At 61.1% G+C, this 19,905-nt stretch carries 19 protein-coding genes and 1 pseudogene; 18 read left to right on the forward strand and 2 right to left on the reverse strand.

What is annotated here, in order from left to right:
• The 5 genes from I554_RS0111670 to I554_RS0111690 all read left to right on the forward strand — a co-directional run bounded on the left by I554_RS0111670 (position 1) and on the right by I554_RS0111690 (position 2,877).
• A complete protein-coding gene (locus I554_RS0111670) occupies positions 1-858 on the forward strand; it encodes an ATP-binding cassette domain-containing protein (RefSeq protein WP_024575719.1) in 858 nt (285 codons plus the stop codon).
• Positions 859-865: 7 nt separating this feature from the next.
• Complete coding sequence (locus tag I554_RS0111675) at positions 866-1,453, forward strand: flavin reductase family protein (protein ID WP_024575720.1); 588 nt, start codon at positions 866-868, stop codon at positions 1,451-1,453.
• A 155-nt stretch (positions 1,454-1,608) separates the two neighbouring features.
• Positions 1,609-2,079 (forward strand): hypothetical protein, encoded by a 471-nt coding sequence (locus I554_RS0111680; RefSeq protein WP_024575721.1) that lies wholly within the window; start codon positions 1,609-1,611, stop codon positions 2,077-2,079.
• Between the two features lie 56 nt (positions 2,080-2,135).
• The gene (locus I554_RS0111685) at positions 2,136-2,420 is read left to right on the forward strand and encodes a hypothetical protein (RefSeq protein ID WP_024575722.1); all 285 of its coding nucleotides are present in this window, start codon (positions 2,136-2,138) and stop codon (positions 2,418-2,420) included.
• Between the two features lie 172 nt (positions 2,421-2,592).
• Positions 2,593-2,877 (forward strand): hypothetical protein, encoded by a 285-nt coding sequence (locus I554_RS0111690; RefSeq protein ID WP_024575723.1) that lies wholly within the window; start codon positions 2,593-2,595, stop codon positions 2,875-2,877.
• A 50-nt stretch (positions 2,878-2,927) separates the two neighbouring features.
• Here the strand turns inward: I554_RS0111690 and I554_RS27275 are convergent, their stop codons facing one another.
• Positions 2,928-3,335: a hypothetical protein gene (locus tag I554_RS27275; RefSeq protein ID WP_024575724.1), complete on the reverse strand. Its 408-nt coding sequence runs from the start codon at positions 3,333-3,335 to the stop codon at positions 2,928-2,930.
• A 22-nt stretch (positions 3,336-3,357) separates the two neighbouring features.
• Here I554_RS27275 and dapA point away from each other — a divergent pair, with 22 nt between their 5' ends.
• From dapA to I554_RS0111745, 9 genes are all read left to right on the forward strand, one after another.
• Positions 3,358-4,290, forward strand: coding sequence for a 4-hydroxy-tetrahydrodipicolinate synthase (gene dapA / locus I554_RS0111700; RefSeq protein ID WP_081710764.1), 933 nt, complete (start codon positions 3,358-3,360; stop codon positions 4,288-4,290).
• A 4-nt stretch (positions 4,291-4,294) separates the two neighbouring features.
• Positions 4,295-4,714 carry a hypothetical protein gene (locus tag I554_RS25540; RefSeq protein WP_024575726.1) on the forward strand — a complete coding sequence of 140 codons (420 nt, stop codon included), beginning with the start codon at positions 4,295-4,297 and terminating at the stop codon, positions 4,712-4,714.
• Positions 4,715-5,091: 377 nt separating this feature from the next.
• On the forward strand, positions 5,092-5,181 hold the full coding sequence (locus tag I554_RS25545) for a K(+)-transporting ATPase subunit F (RefSeq protein ID WP_034461992.1): 90 nt from the start codon (positions 5,092-5,094) through the stop codon (positions 5,179-5,181).
• A gap of 51 nt (positions 5,182-5,232) precedes the next feature.
• The gene (gene kdpA / locus I554_RS0111720) at positions 5,233-6,936 is read left to right on the forward strand and encodes a potassium-transporting ATPase subunit KdpA (RefSeq protein ID WP_024575727.1); all 1,704 of its coding nucleotides are present in this window, start codon (positions 5,233-5,235) and stop codon (positions 6,934-6,936) included.
• 24 nt (positions 6,937-6,960) lie between these two features.
• Positions 6,961-9,081, forward strand: coding sequence for a potassium-transporting ATPase subunit KdpB (gene kdpB / locus I554_RS0111725; protein WP_024575728.1), 2,121 nt, complete (start codon positions 6,961-6,963; stop codon positions 9,079-9,081).
• 71 nt (positions 9,082-9,152) lie between these two features.
• A complete protein-coding gene (locus tag I554_RS0111730) occupies positions 9,153-9,755 on the forward strand; it encodes a K(+)-transporting ATPase subunit C (RefSeq protein ID WP_024575729.1) in 603 nt (200 codons plus the stop codon).
• A 9-nt stretch (positions 9,756-9,764) separates the two neighbouring features.
• Positions 9,765-12,485 carry a sensor histidine kinase KdpD gene (locus I554_RS0111735; RefSeq protein ID WP_024575730.1) on the forward strand — a complete coding sequence of 907 codons (2,721 nt, stop codon included), beginning with the start codon at positions 9,765-9,767 and terminating at the stop codon, positions 12,483-12,485.
• Positions 12,482-13,171, forward strand: coding sequence for a response regulator transcription factor (locus I554_RS0111740; protein ID WP_024575731.1), 690 nt, complete (start codon positions 12,482-12,484; stop codon positions 13,169-13,171). The genes I554_RS0111735 and I554_RS0111740 overlap by 4 nt, the downstream gene beginning before the upstream one ends.
• Positions 13,172-13,215: 44 nt before the next feature.
• On the forward strand, positions 13,216-13,659 hold the full coding sequence (locus tag I554_RS0111745) for a PTS sugar transporter subunit IIA (RefSeq protein ID WP_024575732.1): 444 nt from the start codon (positions 13,216-13,218) through the stop codon (positions 13,657-13,659).
• A 61-nt stretch (positions 13,660-13,720) separates the two neighbouring features.
• Here I554_RS0111745 and I554_RS0111750 read toward each other — a convergent pair whose 3' ends face one another.
• Positions 13,721-14,710 carry an AraC family transcriptional regulator gene (locus I554_RS0111750; RefSeq protein ID WP_024575733.1) on the reverse strand — a complete coding sequence of 330 codons (990 nt, stop codon included), beginning with the start codon at positions 14,708-14,710 and terminating at the stop codon, positions 13,721-13,723.
• A gap of 613 nt (positions 14,711-15,323) precedes the next feature.
• Here I554_RS0111750 and I554_RS0111755 point away from each other — a divergent pair.
• From I554_RS0111755 to I554_RS0111770, 4 genes and pseudogenes are all read left to right on the forward strand, one after another.
• The gene (locus I554_RS0111755) at positions 15,324-16,304 is read left to right on the forward strand and encodes a formylglycine-generating enzyme family protein (RefSeq protein ID WP_029769706.1); all 981 of its coding nucleotides are present in this window, start codon (positions 15,324-15,326) and stop codon (positions 16,302-16,304) included.
• Between the two features lie 87 nt (positions 16,305-16,391).
• A pseudogene (locus I554_RS25550) lies at positions 16,392-18,010 on the forward strand (arylsulfatase).
• A 120-nt stretch (positions 18,011-18,130) separates the two neighbouring features.
• Positions 18,131-18,604 (forward strand): hypothetical protein, encoded by a 474-nt coding sequence (locus I554_RS0111765; protein WP_024575735.1) that lies wholly within the window; start codon positions 18,131-18,133, stop codon positions 18,602-18,604.
• A 101-nt stretch (positions 18,605-18,705) separates the two neighbouring features.
• Positions 18,706-19,665, forward strand: a complete 960-nt coding sequence (locus tag I554_RS0111770) for a transporter (RefSeq protein WP_244432740.1) — start codon at positions 18,706-18,708, stop codon at positions 19,663-19,665.
• Positions 19,666-19,905 lie beyond the last annotated feature (240 nt).

A 19,905-nucleotide genomic window follows, 5' to 3' on the forward strand; every position in this document is an offset into this window, starting at 1 on the left:
ATGCAGCAACTTGTCCGGCTTGTGCCCTCGAGCGCCGAAAGTTTGCAGGCTGCGGAACTGATCCGCCGCGCGGCATTCGTTCGGGAAGACCGGCGGGAGCCCGTCGCGTCCCGCGCGTTATCGTTGACCATTCGCGGTGTTCGCAAATCCTTCGGCGACAACGAAGTGCTGCGCGGCATCGATCTCGATATTCCGGCGGGGCAGTTTGTCGCCATCGTGGGAAAGTCCGGTTGCGGAAAGAGCACGCTGCTGCGTCTGATCGCGGGACTGGACAAGCCGACGGCGGGCAAGATCGAGTTCGGCGATCATGAGGGCAATCCCGGCGATCATGTTCGCGTCATGTTTCAGGAGCCGCGGCTGCTGCCGTGGGCGCGGGTATTGTCGAATGTCGAGGTCGGGCTCGGGCGCGACCGCGACACCACCGACGCGAAGACGCGGGCGGACGAGGCGCTTGTCGAGGTCGGTCTGGATGACAAGCGGGATCAGTGGCCAGCAGTTCTCTCCGGAGGACAGAAGCAACGCGTGGCGCTGGCGCGTGCGCTGGTCAGCCATCCGCGGGTTCTGGCCTTTGACGAGCCGCTCGGCGCGCTTGACGCACTGACGCGCATCTCCATGCAGCGGCTGCTCGAACGCGTCTGGCGCGATCAGGGGTTCACCGCGATCCTGGTAACGCACGACGTGTCGGAAGCCGTGGCGCTCGCGGATCGCGTCCTGGTCATCGACGACGGCCGCATTGCACAGGATATCGATGTCGATCTGGCGCGCCCGCGTGAGCGCGGCTCGGCGGAGCTCGCCGCGCTCGAAGGCACTATCCTTCGCGAGTTGCTCAGGGAAACCGGCGAACCTGCCGGCGCATGAGGCTGTCATGAATTCGGTGGTCCGGAATATTCGCGAAAGCAGGATCGAAGCGTCGGGCGATAATTTCCGGAGCGCGATGCGCTCGCTGGCGGGCGGCGTCAGCGTTATCACGGCGGGGCGGGGGAACGATCTCTCCGGCATGACCGTGACGTCGGTGTCGTCGCTATCGGTTGAACCGGCGACGCTGATCGTCAGCATCAACCGCAAGGCGTCGTCATGGCCGTTGCTTCAGCGGCATGGCGTGTTCGGCGTCAACATCCTCAGTTCCGATCATATCGACATCGCGGAGCGGTTTTCCGGAATCGGCGGGCTGAAGGGCGCGGAGCGCTTTGCCGGCGCCAAGTGGATCAGCCTCGTTTCCGGCGTGCCGTTGCTGGCCGGCGCGCTTGCTGCGTTCGATTGCGAAGTCGAGCATGTCGTCGAGCGTCATTCGCATGCCATTGTGATCGGGCGTGTGCTCGATCTGAGAGTCTCGCCGGGTAAACCCGCGCTGACCTACTGGCAGGGCCAGTATGTCGCTCTCGACCAGAATGAGGACGCGGCGCGGCTTGCGGAAGTGAGTTTCCCGACGTCGCGGGCACTCTGGCAGATCTGACGGCCGCGCGCCTGTCGATGAGCCGCCTATATCGAGCGCCTGCAAATCCTATGAAATGGCTATATTCGCGGCGGCGCTTCCCTCTCGAATTCCAATGACGTTTCGCTCATCTGGATAGCGTGACCATGCGTGGTTGCTATCGAGAGGAGGCCGCCATGTTATTCCATCTCACGCACGCCGAACGGCTGGACAGAGCCGCGGATCGCTTGCAGTCCACCGATGTGGTGACGGCCGGTCTTGTGTCGGAGATCATCGCGGAATGCTGCGATCGCCTTCCGGTCTCGGGTCAGGGCCGCGCCGCTGCGCACCTTCGCGAGCTTATAGCGGCCGGCGCCTGGACTGACGCGGTCGTGATGCTCATGGAGACAGAACTGCCGCGATGGAGGCTGCGTCGCCTGGTGTATGACGAGGGTGAATGGCACTGTGCGCTCTCCCTCCAGCGCGATCTTCCTGATTGGCTGGATCAGGCAGTCGAGACCAGCCATTCCGAGCTGCCCCTGGCTTTGCTCAAGGCATTCGTCGAAGCGAAGAGGCGCGATGGCAAAATTGTCGAAGACGCGCGCCGTCCCACCGGTCTCGGTGTCTCGCCGCAGCAGCCTTCAGTGTCCTGCGAGAACTTCACCTGAATCGCGGTAGCTGCGTGAAGGTGTTCGGGCTGGATCCAAAGAAACGCTTCCAAGACATGGCGCAGTCACCCAACACGCCGAACGGCGCGATATCCGTGCAAGTGTTTGTCCGGTTCTGTTTGCGGATCGTCGTCCTCTGCGTCTTCGCGACGCTGGGAAGTGTCGGTTTCGGCAGGAGCCTTGCGGCGCTGTTGTGGTTCTCGACGATCCTGTGCACCCTCGCTGCGATACTGCGCAGAGAATTGCCGTTGGGTTCCACGCTGACGCACTGGGATGAGGGCGCCGCTTATGGCGCCCTCTACTGCCTGACGCTGACCATCAATCAGGCGAGCGGCACCTGACCCGCAACTCGCAACCCCCATCCTCCATCACTTTACTTTCCCTATGAGACAGCCATGGCTCTGTTCTCGAATTCATATGCCGGTGATCGGATATTGGCGGAGTGAAACTCCACGGGATTGCCCTCAGGCAGTCCTCCATCTCTCCAACAAGGCTCTCATCAGGAGACGAATCGTGAAGCAGACTGAACCTCCGTCGTGTCGCTCCGGACTTGTATTTGTCGGTAAAAACAGTCGCGGCAACTGGGTTGCCCAGGAAGAGCACGGTCTTTTCGGCGGCCTTTTCATTAACCGCGCCGAGGCGATTCGATATGCACTGTTCGAGAATGGCCACCGGCCCGAGGCCGTGGTGACGGCACCAAATGGACTCGAGATCGACATGGGCCGGACGCCACACCCCTCTGATCTCGCGCCGGCACGCGCCAACGACGAAAGCGCCGCTCAGCGGCGGGCCGCGTGAGGCATCGTTTCAACCCTGCCAGTCAGGACATGACAATGCTTAAGCCAGTATCAGATCCCGCGCGCGAGCAGATCATCCGAACCATGATCGAACTCACACGCCCGTCCAGCCTTCACCGGATTGCCGTCGCCGGCAGCGAGAGTACGGAAATCGATCTTGAACTGCGGCGCCGGGGCTATTTCCGGGTCGCGACGACACTCACCTGTGTGCCACGGGCGCAGTATTCGATTGGCCTCGTCGTCGGTCAACATTCGCTTCACGCCCTTGAAACCGCGTTGACCCAGATTTCTCATTTTCTGAGTGCCAACGCGACGATCGCCGTCGTGATCGATTCCTGTGAGAAAGGCCTTGGCCTGAAGGTTCGAGACAGGCTGGAGCAGCTCGGCTTTCGAATCCAGGCCGGTGTGAAATGCCATCGGCAATTCGTGCTCGCGGCGCACCGGCACGGTTTCAGTCACATGGCCAAAGCGGCATAAAGAAATGCCTTCGATGATGAACCATCCGGCTCCCTGGTTAGCCGGCTACATCGCCGATCTGCCGACACCGTTCGACGACAACGACGAAATCGACGCGGCTGCGTTCAGGCAATTGTGCGAGCGCCAGATCGCGGCCGGCGCGAAAGCGCTTGTGGTCGGAGAAACGGCCGGCGAAGACTCGACGCTGTCGCCGCCGGAGCATTCGGCCCTTGTTCGTATCGCAGTCCGGGCTTCACGCGGCCGTGCGGCGGTCATTGCCGGCGCGGGCTCCAACTCAACGAGCCAGGCCATTGAGTTGTCCAGGCGGGCCGAGGCGGACGGCGCCGACGCCGTGCTTTCCGTGGTGCCTTACTACAACAAGCCGACGCAGGCGGGCATCTATGCCCACTTCCGGACCATCGCGGATTCGACGCGGCTGCCGATCATTCTGCATGATGTTCCATCCCGAACGGTCCGCGAGTTGGCGGATGACACTCTCGTACGGCTGGCTGAGTCGGATCAGTTCATCGGCGTGAGAGATGCAACCGGCGATGTTGCGCGCCCGTTGCGTTTGCGGCCGCTGGTTCGGCCGGATTTCCGGCTGCTGTCGGGAGACGACAGGACCGCGCCGGCCTTCCTGGTTCACGGAGGCGACGGATGCATGTCGGTGACATCGAACGTCGTGCCGGAACTCTGCCGGCAACTGTATCTCAATTGCAAGCAGGGTGAATTGCGATTTGCGCGGCATTCCGCATTCCGGATCGGGCAACTGACGGATGCATTGCTGCGGGAGGCTACTCCCGCTCCGCTGAAGTATGCGCTCAGCCTGTTTGGCCTGATGTCGCCCCGTCTCCGTCTGCCGCTTGTTGAACTGGCAGAGCCGGCAAAAGCGGAGGTGGCGCGGGTCGTAGCGCTCGTCTGCAACGGCGCGAGGCCTGTGTCGTTGAACTGCGGCTGAGCGCATGACAGACACCGGCGAGCACAATGAGAAGCTGGTTCAGTCCTGGCTGTTGGCGGTGCTGCGATTTGCGGTCACGCTGGACAACAACGACAGACTGGCGGTCCATGCAATCGCGACCGAGATCGACGGGCGGGACGCGCGATCAACCGGCTTCAGTTTCTTCCGCAAGACCAGTGCGGAACTCTGTAATGCGATCGCCGATCCGCAGCACGCATCCAGTCCTGCCATTCTGCAGCGTCATCTCGACCGGATGGGGAGCGGTCGCCTGAAACAGGCTTTCGCCGCTACCGTTGGACTTTGTGGTCCACAGCCAGGATCGAAGCTGAAGCCGGCTGGACCGGACGGGCGGCATGATTTGTGGAAAGGGCTTCCGGCGCGATCCCGGTCACCACGACAAGCAATGGTCCCGGCAAAGTCATAGAGCAATTCCGGCCAAATCCAGAGCAATCGGGACGCACCTTATTGCTGTTCGGAGTATATACGGCCTTTGCGGTGCCGGCCGGCCGATACAGCAGTGGGTCAACGGAACCCACGGAACCTTTATAAGATTCCTATAACGTCGCGTTCCCGCCCATCTCGAAACTCTATGGCGCAGATGCCATTCCATCCCGTGCAGAAGCTGCGGGATGTGCTCGTGCTTCGGTTGAGACACATGAGACAGCGCCGGCATCGATGGTGCCGTCGCACCGCAAGGAGCATTCAATGTTGGACGTCATCATGCTGGCCCTCGGACTGGGCTTCTTCGTGTTGTCGGTGGGCTACGCCTACGCTTGCGACAGACTCTGAGGGAGAACGATCATGATCTTCGATTACGCACTCGCCGGCGTCGTTTCCGCCGGGCTGCTGTTTTACCTGACCTACGCGCTGCTGCGGCCTGAACGGTTCTAAGCGCCGCTTCCTCGAGCGAACAGGCGCGCAATTTCACGAAAGCACACGACCATGACTGTCATTGGCTGGATTCAAATTCTGTTGTTCTGCGCGATTATCGTCGCGCTGGCGAAGCCGCTCGGCGGCTATATGACGCGCGTCTTCAATGGCGAGCGTACGTTTCTCTCGCCGATCCTGCGCCCTGTTGAGGCAGGGCTCTACTGGATCGGCGGCGTCGATGAGAAGCGTGAGCAGCATTGGCTGACCTACACGGTCGCGATGCTGTTCTTTCACGTCGGCGGTTTCGTGATTCTCTATGCGCTGATGCGCTTCCAGGCTGTTCTGCCCTTCAATCCGATGGAGCAGTCCGCCGTCGCGCCGGATCTGTCGTTCAACACCGCCGTCAGCTTCATCACCAACACCAACTGGCAGAACTACGGCGGCGAGACCACGCTGTCGTATCTGACCCAGATGCTTGGTTTGACTCACCAGAATTTCCTGTCCGCCGCGACAGGCATCGCAATCGCCGTGGCGCTGATCCGCGGCTTCGCCCGCTCGTCCGTGCGCACCGTCGGAAATTTCTGGGTCGATGTCACACGCACCACGCTGTACGTGCTGCTGCCGATCTGCGTTGTGTACGCGCTGTTTCTGGTCTGGCAGGGCATTCCGCAAACGCTCGGCGCCTATGTCGACGCGACCACGCTCGAGGGCGCCAAACAGACCATCGCGGTCGGTCCGGTCGCATCGCAAATTGCGATCAAGATGCTGGGCACCAACGGCGGCGGCTTCTTCAACGTCAATGCCTCGCATCCGTTCGAGAATCCGACGGCCTTGTCGAACTTCGTGCAGATGCTTTCGATCTTCGCGATCGGCGCGGCGCTCACCAACGTATTCGGCCGCATGGTCGGCAACCAGCGCCAGGGCTGGGCCATTTTGGCCGCCATGGGCGTGCTCTTCATTGCTGGCGTCGCCGTCACCTACTGGGCGGAGGCCTCGGGCACGTCGATCATGCACGCGCTCGGCCTGACCGGCGGCAACATGGAAGGCAAGGAAGTCCGCTTCGGCATCGTTGCATCGTCGCTGTTCGCCGTCATCACCACTGCGGCCTCCTGCGGCGCGGTTAACGCCATGCACGATTCGTTCACCGCGCTCGGCGGCATGATCCCGCTGATCAACATGCAGCTCGGCGAACTGATCATCGGCGGCGTCGGCGCCGGTCTCTACGGCATGCTGCTGTTTGTCGTGCTGGCGATCTTCGTTGCCGGTCTGATGGTCGGGCGCACGCCGGAATATGTCGGCAAGAAGATCGAGGCGCGTGAGGTCAAGATGGCGATGCTCGCCATTCTGATCCTGCCGCTGATGTATCCGGGCTGGACCGCGGTGGCCGTCGTTCTGCCGTCGGCCGTCGCCTCGATGGCCAATGCGGGGCCGCACGGTTTCAGCGAAGTGCTCTATGCCTTCACATCCGCGACCGGCAACAACGGCTCGGCGTTCGGCGGCCTCACCGGCAACACGCTGTTCTACAATCTGACGCTGGCGTGCTCGATGCTGGTCGGCCGCTTCTTCATGATCGTGCCCGCCATGGCGCTGGCCGGATCGCTCGCACAGAAGAAGTCGATCCCGCCGTCCGCCGGCACGCTTCCCACAACAGGCGGTCTGTTCGTTGGGCTCGTTGTCGGCGTGATCCTCATCGTTGGAGGCCTCACGTTCTTCCCGGCGCTCGCGCTCGGGCCGATCGTCGAGCATCTGGCGATGACCGCGAACACCCTGTTCTGATCGATCCCTTTTGGAGTGACACTCATGGAAACCTTGAAACTGCAAAAGCGGACGACGGGATCGGCAATGCTCGATCCGAAGATTGTCCTTCCCGCGATCTGGTCGGCTTTCGCCAAGCTCGATCCGAGGGCGATGGTCAGAAATCCGGTGATGTTCGTGGTGGAAGTCGTCGCCGCGCTGACGACGGTTATCTTTCTGCGCGCGCTGCTGACCGGCGGCGACGACCTCGGCTTCACCTTCCAGATCATTCTGTGGCTCTGGTTCACGGTGCTGTTCGCCAACTTCGCTGAAGCCGTCGCCGAGGGCCGCGGCAAGGCCCAGGCCGAGTCGCTCAAGAAGACCCGCACCGAAAGTCAGGCCAAGCTGCTGACCGGCTCGGGATCGGACCGGACCTATCACCTGGTGCCCGGCACCAGCCTGAAGGTCGGCGACATCGTGCTGGTGGAGGCGGGTGACAACATCCCGTCCGACGGCGAAGTCATCGAAGGCGTAGCCTCCGTCAACGAGGCGGCGATTACCGGCGAATCGGCTCCGGTGATCCGCGAGTCGGGCGGCGATCGCTCAGCGGTGACCGGCGGCACGCAGGTTCTGTCCGACTGGATTCGCGTCCGCATCACCGCGGCGCAGGGTTCGACCTTCATCGACCGCATGATCAAGCTGGTCGAAGGCGCCGAGCGGCAGAAGACGCCGAACGAGATCGCGCTGAACATCCTGCTTGCGGGTCTGACCATCATCTTCGTGTTCGCGACGGTCACGATCCCAAGCTATGCCGCCTATGCCGGCGGATCGGTGTCGGTCGTCGTGCTGGTGGCATTGTTCGTCACCCTGATCCCGACCACCATCGGTGCGCTTCTGTCCGCCATCGGTATTGCCGGCATGGATCGGCTGGTGCGCTTTAATGTGCTGGCCATGTCCGGCCGCGCGGTCGAGGCGGCGGGCGACGTTGACACGCTGCTGCTCGACAAGACCGGAACCATCACCCTCGGCAATCGCCAGGCGACGGCGTTCCGTCCCGTGCACGGCGTGACCGAGCAGGAGCTTGCGGATGCTGCGCAGCTTGCCTCGCTCGCCGACGAGACGCCGGAAGGCCGCTCCATCGTTGTTCTCGCCAAGGAGAAGTATGGCATCCGTGGCCGCGACATGGGCGAACTTGGCGCGACCTTCGTTCCGTTCACGGCGCAGACCCGCATGAGCGGCGTCGATGCCGGCGGCTCGTCGGTTCGCAAGGGCGCGGTTGACGCGATCCTGAACTTTGTCAACAGCGGCCCGCGCGCGGCAGTTGCTTCGGGCGGCGCGGTTCGTGCGATTTCTCCCGCAATCGGCGCCGACACCGTCCGGGAAATTCAGACGATTGCCGATGAGATCGCGAAATCGGGCGGCACACCGCTGGCGGTCGCGCGTGACGGCAGGCTGCTGGGCGTGATTCACCTCAAGGATATCATCAAGGGCGGCATTCGTGAGCGGTTTGCCGAATTGCGCCGCATGGGTATCCGCACCGTGATGATCACCGGCGACAACCCGATGACCGCGGCGGCCATCGCTGCCGAAGCGGGCGTGGATGATTTCCTCGCCCAGGCGACACCCGAGGACAAGCTGAAGCTCATTCGCGACGAGCAGGCCAAGGGCAAGCTGGTGGCCATGTGCGGCGACGGCACCAATGACGCGCCTGCGCTGGCGCAGGCCGATGTCGGCGTGGCGATGAACACCGGCACGCAGGCGGCCCGCGAGGCCGGCAACATGGTCGATCTCGATTCGAACCCGACCAAGCTGATCGAGGTCGTGGAAATCGGCAAGCAGTTGCTGATGACGCGCGGCGCGCTGACCACGTTCTCGATTGCCAACGACGTGGCGAAGTATTTCGCCATCATCCCGGCGATCTTCCTCGCGTTCTATCCGCAGCTGCAGGCGCTCAACATCATGAACCTGTCGAGCCCGCAAAGCGCGATCCTGTCGGCGATCATCTTCAACGCGATCATCATCATCGCGCTGATCCCGCTCGCGCTGAAAGGCGTCGCCTACAAGCCGATCGGGGCTGGCGCGCTGCTCAGCCGCAACCTGCTGATTTACGGCGTCGGCGGCATCATCATTCCGTTCATCGGCATCAAGGCGATCGATCTGATCGTGACCGCCCTGCATCTCGCCTAGCGCATGATCCCGAAAGCCGGACCACCGGCTTTCGGGAGCACCGTGCGCAAGAATCTCGAAGGAGAGACACCATGTTGAAAGAAATCCGGCCCGCATTCTTTATTCTCGTCGGCCTCACGCTCATCACCGGCCTGGCCTATCCGCTCGCCATCACCGGCATTGCCGGCACGATCTTTCCATATCAGGCGCAGGGCAGCCTGATCGAGAAGGACGGCAAGACGATTGGCTCGGCGCTGATCGGGCAGGAGTTCAAGGAAGACAAGTATTTCCACGGTCGTCCGTCCGTGACCACGGCGGCGGACCCCGCGGATTCGACCAAGACCGTTCCGGCGCCCTATAACGCCGCGAATTCGTCGGGATCGAATCTCGGCCCGACCAGCAAGGCGCTCAGCGACCGCGTGAGCGAGGATGTCGCCAAGCTGAAGGCCGAGAACCCGTCGATGCCGGTCCCGGCCGATCTGGTCATGAGTACGGGCAGCGGCCTTGATCCCCACATCACGCCGGAAGCCGCGCTGTTTCAGGTCCCCAGGGTCGCGACCGCGCGCAAACTGCCGGAGGATGCGGTGCGCAAACTGGTTAACGACAACGTGGAGGGCCGTTTTGCAGGGCTGCTCGGCGAGCCGCGCGTGAATGTGCTTGCGCTCAATCTGGCGCTGGATCGCGCGGCGAAGTAACCTGCATGTCTGATGGCAACCATCCGCGACCCTGAACAACGGCCCTCACCGGAAGCGCTGCTTGAGGCGGCCCGCCGTGAAAACGGCGGCGGCCGTCTCAAGATCTTTCTTGGCGCGGCTCCCGGTGTCGGCAAGACCTACGAGATGCTGCAAAGCGCGCATGCCAAGGTGAAGGCCGGCGTGGACGTGGTGGTCGGGGTTGTCGAGACCCATGGCCGGCTGGAAACGCAGGCGCTGCTGCACGGTCTTGAAATCCTTCCCCGCAAGGCGCTGGCCTACAAGGGCCAGACCCTCGACGAGATGGATCTCGATGGATTGCTGGCACGGCGGCCGAAGCTCGCCATCGTCGACGAGCTCGCGCATACCAATGCGCCGGGTAGCCGCCATCCGAAGCGCTACATGGATGTCGAGGAACTGCTGGATAACGGCATCGATGTCTACACCGCCGTCAATATCCAGCACATCGAAAGCCTGAACGATGTCGTGGCGCAGATTACCCGCGTGCGCGTGCGCGAGACCGTCCCGGATTCCATCATCGACCGCGCCGACGACATCGAACTGGTCGATCTGACGCCGGGCGACCTGATCCAGCGGCTCAAGGAAGGCAAGGTCTACGTTCCCAGGCAGGCCGAGCGCGCGCTCGAGCATTACTTTTCGCCGGGCAATCTGACCGCGCTGCGCGAACTGGCGCTGCGGCGGACCGCCGAGCGCGTCGACGAGCAGCTGCTCAATCACATGCAGGCCAATGCGATTTCGGGGCCATGGGCGGCGGGCGAGCGGATTCTGGTTTGCGTCAGCGAAGACCCGCGCGCCGCCGGTTTGATCCGTTACACCAAGCGCCTCGCGGACCGGCTGCATGCGCCGTGGACGGCCATCTGCATCGAAACCCGGCGGAGCCTGCAGCTCAGCGATGCCGAGCGCGACCGGATTGCGACCACGCTGCGGCTTGCGGAGGCGCTGGGTGCCGATGCCCTGACGATCCCGGCCGTCGAACGCCGCATTGCCGACGACATTCTCACCTTCGCACGTGCCAACAATGTCACCCAGATCGTGATCGGGAAGGCTACCCGTTCCTGGTGGTTTGAACTGGTGCGCGGCTCGGTGGTTCACGATCTGGTGCGGCGCGCCGGCAATATCAGCATTCATGTTATCGCCGGCGACAAGCTCGATCCGGAGACATTCGCAGGCAAGGGCGTGCGGACGGCGGAGCGCGCGGAAGCTGCCGACCCCGTGCCGTATGTCTGGTCTTTGGCGCTTGTCGCCGTCGCCCTCGGAATCAGCAAACTGATCTTTCCGTTTCTCGGCATCGAGAATGTCGACCTTGTGTTCCTGACCGTCGTTGTCACTGTGGCGGTGCGGTTCGGTCTGTTCCCGTCGCTGGTCGCCAGTATCGCGGCGTCGCTGTGTTACAATTTCTTTTTTCTTCCGCCGGTCTATACGTTCACCATCACCGATCCGACCAATGTTGCGGCGTTCTTCTTCTTCATGCTGATCGCAGTGATTGTTTCCAACGTCGCGGCGCGGGTGCGGACCCAGGCCGTGATGGCGACGGGCAGGGCGCGCACGACCGAGTATCTTTATTCGTTCAGCCGAAAGCTCGCCGGAACGGCGACGCTGGACGATGTGCTGTGGGCGACGGCGTACCAGACAGCGCTGATGCTGAAGGTGCGTGTCGTGCTGCTGCTGCCCGAACACGGTCTGATCACGGTCAAGGCGGGGTATCCGCCGGAGGACGAACTCGATCAGGCCGATCTCGCGGCGGCCAACTGGGCGTGGAGCAATGATCGTCCGGCGGGGCGCGGCTCGGACACCTTGCCCGGCGCGAAGCGGCTGTTTCTGCCAATGCGGACGGGCCGTGGGCCGATCGGCGTCATCGGAATCGACGACGATCGTACTGGCCCCATCCTCACGCCGGACCAGACCCGCCTGCTGGACGCATTGATGGATCAGGGCGCGCTCGCAATCGAGCGCGTGCGGCTCGTGGAAGATATCGATCACGTCAAGCGCGTGGTGGAGACCGACCGCCTGCGGTCGGCGCTGCTGACCTCGATCTCACACGATCTCAAGACACCGCTGTCGTCTGTGCTCGGGTCCGCGAGCACCCTGCGCGATCTGTCGGGTCAGTTGACCGATGCAGAGAAGGGCGATCTGCTCGCAACGATCATCGATGAGTCCGAGCGCCTCAACCGCTTTATCGCCAACCTGCTCGACATGACCAAGCTGGAGTCCGGTGCGATTGTGCCGAATTCAGCGCCACACGATCTCGGCGAGGTGGTCGGCAGCGCATTGCGGCGGGCCAGCAAGATTCTGATACGGCATCGCGTCGATCTGGAACTGCAGGCCGATCTGCCGATGCTCGATCTCGATGCGGTACTGTTTGAACAGGTGCTGTTCAATTTGCTGGACAATGCGGCGAAGTATGCGCCTGCCGGCAGCTTGATCCGGATTCAAAGCTGGCGTGAGAGCGATTCCGTCTGTCTCCAGATTCTGGACGAGGGCGACGGCATTCCGCCGGACGAACTGGAGACCATCTTCGACAAGTTCTACCGCGTGCAGAAGGGCGACCATGTCCGGCCGGGCACCGGCCTCGGCCTTGCCATCTCGCGCGGATTTGTGGAAGCCATGCACGGCACCATCTCGGCGGCGAACCGGTCGGACCGCAGCGGCGCCGTTCTGACGATCCGGCTTCCGATCCCCAAAATCACCGAAACACTGGATACCGCCGCATGAGCCCCGCGCCGCTCAAAATTCTGGTGATCGATGACGAGCCGCCGATCCGCAAGCTGTTGCGGATGGGCCTGAGCACGCAGGGCTATGACATCCTCGATGCGCCCAACGGCAAGACCGCGCTTGAGCTTCTGGACAACAAGCCGGACCTCGTGATCCTCGATCTCGGCCTGCCCGATATTCAGGGTCACGATCTCCTGCGCATGATCCGTGCGCGCAATGAAAGCGTGCCGATTGTTGTTCTGTCCAGCCGGGGCGACGAGGCCGGCAAGGTTCAGGCGCTCGATCTCGGCGCCGACGATTATGTCACCAAGCCGTTCGGCATGGATGAACTGCTCGCGCGTATCAGGGCGGCGCTGCGTCACCAATTGCAGGTTCATGGCGAACGTCCGGTTTTTCGCACCGGCGATCTGTCGGTCGATCTGGTCCGGCGCATCGTCAAGGTCGGCGACAGGGACATCAAACTGTCACCGAAGGAGTATGATCTGTTGCGCGTGCTGGTTCAGCATGCCGGCAAGGTGCTCACCCACAAGTTTCTTCTGCACGAATTGTGGGACGAACTGACCGACGCGCAGTATCTGCGCGTCTATGTGCGGCAGCTCAGGCAGAAGATCGAAGGCGATGCGGAGCGTCCGCAATATGTCCTGACCGAAACGGGCATCGGCTACCGGCTGCGTGCACCGGATTGAACCCGCCCTTGTTGCGACGAACAGCACATTCCACTGGATCATCGATGAAGATTGCAGATTTTCTCGCTCCGACCGACGTCGTTATCGACATGCGGGCGCCAAACAAGCAGCAGCTCTTGCAGGAGCTAGCACGCAGGGCGTCTGTAAGCCTCGGCCTGCAGGCGGACTATGTCGCGTCCGAGCTTCTGAAACGCGAACAACTTGGGTCAACCGGGATGGGCAATGGCGTAGCGATCCCGCACGCGCGTTTGCCGGTGGTGAAACGGCCTTACGGCCTCGTCGCGCGGCTGAAACCGCCGGTCGATTTCGACGCGATCGACGGTCAGCCGGTCGATCTGGTGTTTCTGCTGCTGCTTCCGCCTCCGCCCGAGGCCGATCAGCTGACCGCGCTGGCCCTTGTCGCCCGCACATTGAAGGCGGCCGGCATGCTCGAACGCATGCGGCGCGCCAAAAGCGCGTCCGACTTTTTCGCGGTCATGACCGGATAGCGTAGCGTTTGTGAGGGCTGGCGCTGACCAGCATAACCGAAGTTAAGGCACTTCGAGTCACTCAGGCGCGCGCCAAAGCGCGACGCGTTCGCAATGTATTATTTCCCGCTTGGAGAGTCTGTGAAGGATGCTCTCCAAAGAGGGCATGGTAGTAGTGGGCGAAACGTCCCAATTCGATAAAACCGTGCTTCATTGCGATCTCGGATACCGTGGTTTGGGCCGGATCGCTTTCCTTCAGCGCGGAGTGGGCCTTGCAAAGGCGTTTCTGGCGCAGGAATTTCACCGGCCCCATGCCGAGCACCTCGTCGAACGCCCGGTACAGACTTCGGCGCGAGACACCGAACTGCTGACAGATCTCTGAGATATGGACCGGTCCGTCGTGAACTGAGGCGGTATAGGTCTCCACATCGCGTACCAGACACCCGGATGACGGCGCCCACTCCTGGCCGTCAGGGGGAAGCGTGTGGAGGACGCTCGCGGCAAACGCATCGATCATCGAGCGCCGCCAGAAGTCCACCGCCCGATGTGAAAGCGAGCTCTTTTTCGCGAACAACCCTTCGACAATTCTGCTCAGTTGCCGAATCGTGATTGCCCCAACGCGCGGATCTGCCCTGAACCGGTTTTTCGCCATCCATATCGCTGGATCGTTGAGGCGTGAATCCCCTACAAAAATTGAAGCGATATCAGCAGGGTCAAAACGCACTGCTGCATAGGACGAGCCGCCGAAGAATCGACCGTCGTGCTCGACCCCGGGCGGAACAACGAGAACGTCACCCGGATGCATGTCATAGGACCAGTGGGTAACCGCGCCAGCAGCGCTCAGAAGCATACCTACGATCACATGGTCGTCGCTCGCGATCCTCTGCGTGCGTAAGCCGTGTGAGAATGAGCCTACGCTGAGCGATAAATCGTCGATGCCGATATGCGTGAGCATTCCGCGGAACTTACCGCGCTGGAGCTGGACAACGTCTACGTGAGAGCCGTGGACCGCGCTGTGGAATCCCTCGAAACTATCTACGTACGTTCTGGTGACTGCAATCGATCTGCTCATTTCGGAAATCCGATCCTTCTGCCTTATGGCGAGGGCGACGAACGAGATTTCTTCGAATGGAGTGGCTTCCGATATGGGTGGTCGCAAATGGACTTTCAGAATTTAATTTTTGCCATGCTAGAAATGCGTGACGGATTAGGGGCCTTCGCATCGCCAACTGACCGAGTCGAGATTGCCGACAAGGGTAATCTATGCGGAAGCGAGAAAAGGGCACAATCTGTTTGTGCGGGCGCGACTTCATTGGCGAATGTCAGTACCATCTTGATAAATCGATGAAACATGTAGCGTTCGAGAGAACGCGGATAATCTGTAAAAATGTTAGCAATGCTTTCCTAAGCGTGGCCGAGTTTTGGCACAAACTGCACATCACATGCCGAAAGTCTTCGACTAAGCTCGCACGTATTACTCGCGACGTGTGCGATCGCCCGCCGTACGGACGAGGGGAAGGCTTTGACTCGTGTTTCCGGAGAGGGAGAACTTCAACAAGCTGACTGCAGTAATTCCAAAAGGGCTGTCAGGCTATGGAGATAGAAAGGTTCGTGCTATGCAATCCAGAATGATCTTGCTTAGGGACGTGTGCCAGTAGTCGATTGTTGGTGGGAATGCCATGACGATGCTGCGGGCGGACATCGAGGGAAGCGATCAGCCAGCGGAGGATATGCGAACGAACGGGATGATGTGGATTCCCGGCGGGACGTTCCGCATGGGATCGGACAAGCACTATCCCGAAGAAGCCCCCAGCCATCGCGTCACTGTTGATGGTTTCTGGATGGATCGGACGCCGGTCACGAACAGGCAATTCAAGGCCTTCGTCAAAGCCACGGGACATGTGAGCTTTGCGGAAATTCCGCCTGATCCCAAGGATTATCCCGGCGCGCTGCCTCATATGCTGTACGCAGGATCGCTGGTTTTCTCGCCGCCGCAACGGCCGGTCGGTCTCCGGGACTGGAGCCAATGGTGGTCCTTCATGAAGGGCGCCAATTGGCGGCATCCTTATGGGCCGAGGACCAACATCAACGTGCAAGACAATCACCCTGTCGTGCACATTTCGTATGCGGATGCGCTGGCTTATGCGAAATGGGCCGGCAAGGATCTGCCGACCGAAGCCGAATGGGAATTTGCCGCGCGAGGTGGCCTTGATGGCGCTGAGTTCGCCTGGGGCGACGAGTTCACGCCGGGCGGGATGCATCTGGCCAACACGTGGCAAGGCGAATTCCCGCTGCGGAACCTCAACCAGGATGGCTATGAACGCACCTCGCCGGTGACGGCGTTCCCGCCGAACGGTTACGGCCTGCACGACATGATCGGAAACGTCTGGGAGTGGACCAGCGACTGGTACACGGCGAAGCATGAAGCGGATGCACCGAAGGCGTGCTGCATCCCGGAAAACCCGCGCGGCGGCCGAGAAGATCAGAGCTACGACGCCTGTCAGCCGAACATTAAAATTCCCCGCAAGGTGCTCAAGGGTGGTTCGCACCTCTGCGCGCCGAATTACTGCCGCCGCTATCGTCCGGCCGCGCGGCATGCCGAGCCGGTCGATACATCAACCAGTCATGTCGGATTCCGGTGCGTGACAAGGAAACGATCCTCTTAACGACATTCAACGTCTTGGTGAAGAACGGAGAGTAGAATGGCCAGCAGCGACAAAGACCGAGATCAACTTGAAGCTCCATCGAACGAGATGGAAGAGCGCTCGCTAAGCCGCCGGAATATTTTGCTTGGCTCGTCTGCGCTGGTGGCGATGGCTGCGATGACCGCGACGGCTCAGACTCAGAAAGCCGCGCCGGTAGCGACGGCCACTTCCTCGGGCGGCAAGCCCAACATCCTCGTCATCTTCGGCGACGATATCGGCCAGACAAACATCAGCGCCTATTCCTTCGGTGTGATGGGTTACAAGACGCCGAACATCGACCGCATCGCCAAGGAAGGCATGATGTTTACCGACTACTATGCGGAAAACTCCTGCACGGCGGGTCGATCATCCTTCATCACCGGCCAGACACCAAAACGGACGGGCCTCTCCAAGGTCGGCGTTGCTGGCGCAACGGTAGGCTTGCAAGACCGCGACATCACCATCGCGCAGGCGCTCAAGCCACTTGGTTACGCTACCGGCCAATTCGGCAAGAACCACCTCGGCGATCTCGATCAGTATCTTCCGACCAACCACGGCTTCGATGAATTCTTTGGCAATCTCTACCATCTGAATGCAGAGGAAGAGCCTGAATATCCCACCTTTCCAAAGCCGGGCAGCGATCCACTCTTCAAGCAGAATCCGCGCGGCGTTCTCAAGAGTTCGGCGGACGGCAAGGTCCAGGATACCGGACCTCTGACGTGAAAGCGGATGGAGACGATTGATGACGAGACATCAGATGCCGCGATCGATTTCATGCAGCGACACGCGCGTGCCAATCGCCCCTTCTTCTGCTGGTTCAACGCGACCCGCATGCATCTGTTCACGCACATTCGGCCGGCGATGCTGGGCCAAAGCGGTATGCCGGGCAACGAGTATGCGGATGGCATGATCGAGCACGATGGCCATGTGGGAAAGCTCCTCAAGATGCTCGACGATCTCGCCATTGCCACCAATACCATCGTGATCTACACGACCGATAACGGCCCCAACCGCTGGTCGTGGCCGGATGCCGCGACGTCCCCGTTCCGCAACGAGAAAGACTCGAACTTCGAGGGTGCGTTCCGCGTGCCTGCGATGGTTCGTTGGCCAGGCAAGATTGCCCCAGGCTCGGTCTCGACTGAGATGTTTTCCGGCCTCGATTGGTTCCCGACCCTGCTCGCGGTCGCCGGCGATACCGAGAACGGCTGCTGAAAGGTGCGAATGTCGGCGGAAATACCTTCAAGGTCCACCTCGACGGCTACAACCAACTGCCATACCTGACAGGGCAGCAGCCCAAGAGCGCCCGAAGTGAATTCGCCTATTTCAATGATGACGGCGTGCTCGTGGCCTACCGCCTCGACGACTGGAAAGCGGTTTTCGTCGAGATGAAATATCCGGGCGGTTTTCAAGTTTGGCAGGAGCCCTTCACCCCCTTGCGGGTTCCCAAACTGTTCAACCTTCGGATGGACCCGTTCGAGCGCGCCGACATTGTCTCCGACCAATATTTTGACTGGGCGGTGCGGAACGGCCCCAAAATAGCACAGGTCACCTCACATGCGGCGGTCTTTCTCCAGAGCTTCGTCGAGTATCCGCCGAGCCAAGAACCGGCGAGCTTCTCGATCGATCAGATCGCGCGCGACGTCGAGGCAAAAATCAAGGCGAACGCCGCCAAGGCTGGCGCCAAGTAGTTGCGTCATATGCGAGACGCCGATGTCTTCCGGCGTCTCGCGACCAGCGAGACTTCAATGCACGAGAGTGGTTCGGCCGAGTTAAGGGCTTCGTCGGCGCCGCAAGGAGGCGCGTCGTCGATGGCCCGCGACGCCGTGCTTGAGCTAAAATCGCGGATCGGCAAATCCGTACTCGGCAAGGATCACCTGGTCGAGAGCATGCTGATCGGGCTGCTTGCCAACGGAGGCGCCGAGGTGCCAAAGAATCGGCCGATCGACGGCGTGGACCAGTCGGATTTCTTTATGGGGAAGGCCGACAAGCCAGCGCGCGAAGGAATCTTGGTCTGGTGCGCGGACCGCCTGCAGGCGGTGAAATGGCGGAACTACAAAGTCCATTTCTACCAGCAGGAAACGATGGTTTCGCCGCCGGTCAAGCTCGCGATCCCGTTTCTGTTCAATCTCTATACCAATCCGCGTGAGGATACCGACAAGCAGATCACCGATAGCTGGGTCATCGGTCCTGTGCTGAAGATGGTCGGCGAGTTCGAAGCCAGCGTGAAGAAGCATCCATTGATCGCAATGGGAACGCCGGATCCATACGTGCCGTCACATTGATGCTGGATGACATTTTTGAAAGGGGGGGAATGCGCGTGAACCTGATAGCTGCAAGCGGAATTCGTAATATCCGGAAATATGCTGCGGTTGGCCTGTTCGGAATGGCAGCCTGCATGGCGTCGCGGACGGCGATTGCGGACGAAGGCGGCGTCAGCTTCTGGCTTCCGGGTCAATTCGGGAGTCTGGCGGCAACGCCGGGGACGCCCGGCTTGTCGTGGGCGATGCTCTACATCCATCCCTCAGTGGATGCCGGTGCTGGTGCGAGATTCCCGCGCGGGGGGCGCGTCGATCTTGGTATTCAGGGCCGAGGTGATCTGCTCGCTTTCGGTCCTACCTATATTTTTGCAACGCCATTTCTGGGGGCACAGGTGTCGGCGAGCGTCCTTGGCATCGTGGGGCGCAATGAGGGGACAGTCTCCGCTTCATTGACGGGCCCGATGGGTAACACGATTTCGGGAAGCCGGACTCAGGCGCTGACCTCGGTCGGCGACATCATTCCGCAAATCAGTCTCAAGTGGAATCAGGGCGTGAACAACTACATGGTCTACGGGATGGGGGACATCCCCGTGGGCGATTACGATCCCAAACGGCTCGCCAATCTCGGCATCGGTCACGGAGCGATCGATTTCGGCGGCGGCTACACCTACTTCAATCCGCAGACCGGCAACGAACTGTCAGGCGTCTTGGGGATGACCTACAATTTCAAGAACACCGACACGCAATACCAGAACGGGGTCGATCTTCACTTCGACTGGGGTGCGTCGCACTTCTTCTCGAAGCAGTTTCATGCCGGTCTGGTTGGCTATTATTTCCAGCAAATCACCGATGATACCGGCGCCGGCGCAACGCTCGGCGGGTTTCGATCACGCTTAGCGGGCATCGGTCCGCAGGTCGGCTTCCTGTTTCCGGTCGGCGATATGGAAGGGTACTTCAATGTGAAGGCCTACAAAGACTTCGCAGCTGAAAATCGACCCGAAGGATGGAGTGCGTGGGTGACTTTCGCCATTTCGCCGAAGGCTCCAGAGGCAGCGTCGCCGAGGCCGCTGCAGCGCAAGTACTGATCAAAAACCGGATTGTTCGTTTTCGATGCTGCCAGACGGGCTTTCAGAAGCTGGCGCGGAGCAGATATCCAGCGCTTCATGACATTCAGTTCGTCGACGATTAGTCAATCTGCCGATCAGCTCGGCTAGCCAATACCCTGTTGCTTGCTATCTATCTGCTAGCTAAGTCAAAAATGCCAGGGTGAGGACAATTGCTAAGTCTTTGATTCCATGGCGCACCCGACACGATTCGAACGTGTG

Origin of the sequence: Afipia sp. OHSU_II-C1, from assembly GCF_000497575.1 — a bacterium.
In the GTDB taxonomy this organism is placed as follows: Bacteria; Pseudomonadota; Alphaproteobacteria; order Rhizobiales; family Xanthobacteraceae; genus Afipia.

Coding starts and splice junctions, on each gene's coding strand:
- I554_RS0111740 (WP_024575731.1), top strand. CDS start 12,482: ATGAGCCCCGCGCCGCTCAAAATTCTGGTGATCGATGACGAGCCGCCG.
- dapA (WP_081710764.1), top strand. CDS start 3,358: ATGCCTTCGATGATGAACCATCCGGCTCCCTGGTTAGCCGGCTACATC.
- I554_RS25540 (WP_024575726.1), top strand. CDS start 4,295: ATGACAGACACCGGCGAGCACAATGAGAAGCTGGTTCAGTCCTGGCTG.
- I554_RS0111730 (WP_024575729.1), top strand. CDS start 9,153: ATGTTGAAAGAAATCCGGCCCGCATTCTTTATTCTCGTCGGCCTCACG.
- I554_RS0111770 (WP_244432740.1), top strand. CDS start 18,706: ATGGCAGCCTGCATGGCGTCGCGGACGGCGATTGCGGACGAAGGCGGC.
- I554_RS0111680 (WP_024575721.1), top strand. CDS start 1,609: ATGTTATTCCATCTCACGCACGCCGAACGGCTGGACAGAGCCGCGGAT.
- I554_RS0111670 (WP_024575719.1), top strand. CDS start 1: ATGCAGCAACTTGTCCGGCTTGTGCCCTCGAGCGCCGAAAGTTTGCAG.
- I554_RS0111685 (WP_024575722.1), top strand. CDS start 2,136: ATGGCGCAGTCACCCAACACGCCGAACGGCGCGATATCCGTGCAAGTG.
- I554_RS0111755 (WP_029769706.1), top strand. CDS start 15,324: ATGCTGCGGGCGGACATCGAGGGAAGCGATCAGCCAGCGGAGGATATG.
- kdpA (WP_024575727.1), top strand. CDS start 5,233: ATGACTGTCATTGGCTGGATTCAAATTCTGTTGTTCTGCGCGATTATC.
- I554_RS25545 (WP_034461992.1), top strand. CDS start 5,092: ATGATCTTCGATTACGCACTCGCCGGCGTCGTTTCCGCCGGGCTGCTG.
- I554_RS0111765 (WP_024575735.1), top strand. CDS start 18,131: ATGGCCCGCGACGCCGTGCTTGAGCTAAAATCGCGGATCGGCAAATCC.
- I554_RS0111745 (WP_024575732.1), top strand. CDS start 13,216: ATGAAGATTGCAGATTTTCTCGCTCCGACCGACGTCGTTATCGACATG.
- kdpB (WP_024575728.1), top strand. CDS start 6,961: ATGGAAACCTTGAAACTGCAAAAGCGGACGACGGGATCGGCAATGCTC.
- I554_RS0111750 (WP_024575733.1), bottom strand. CDS start 14,710: ATGAGCAGATCGATTGCAGTCACCAGAACGTACGTAGATAGTTTCGAG.
- I554_RS0111675 (WP_024575720.1), top strand. CDS start 866: ATGAATTCGGTGGTCCGGAATATTCGCGAAAGCAGGATCGAAGCGTCG.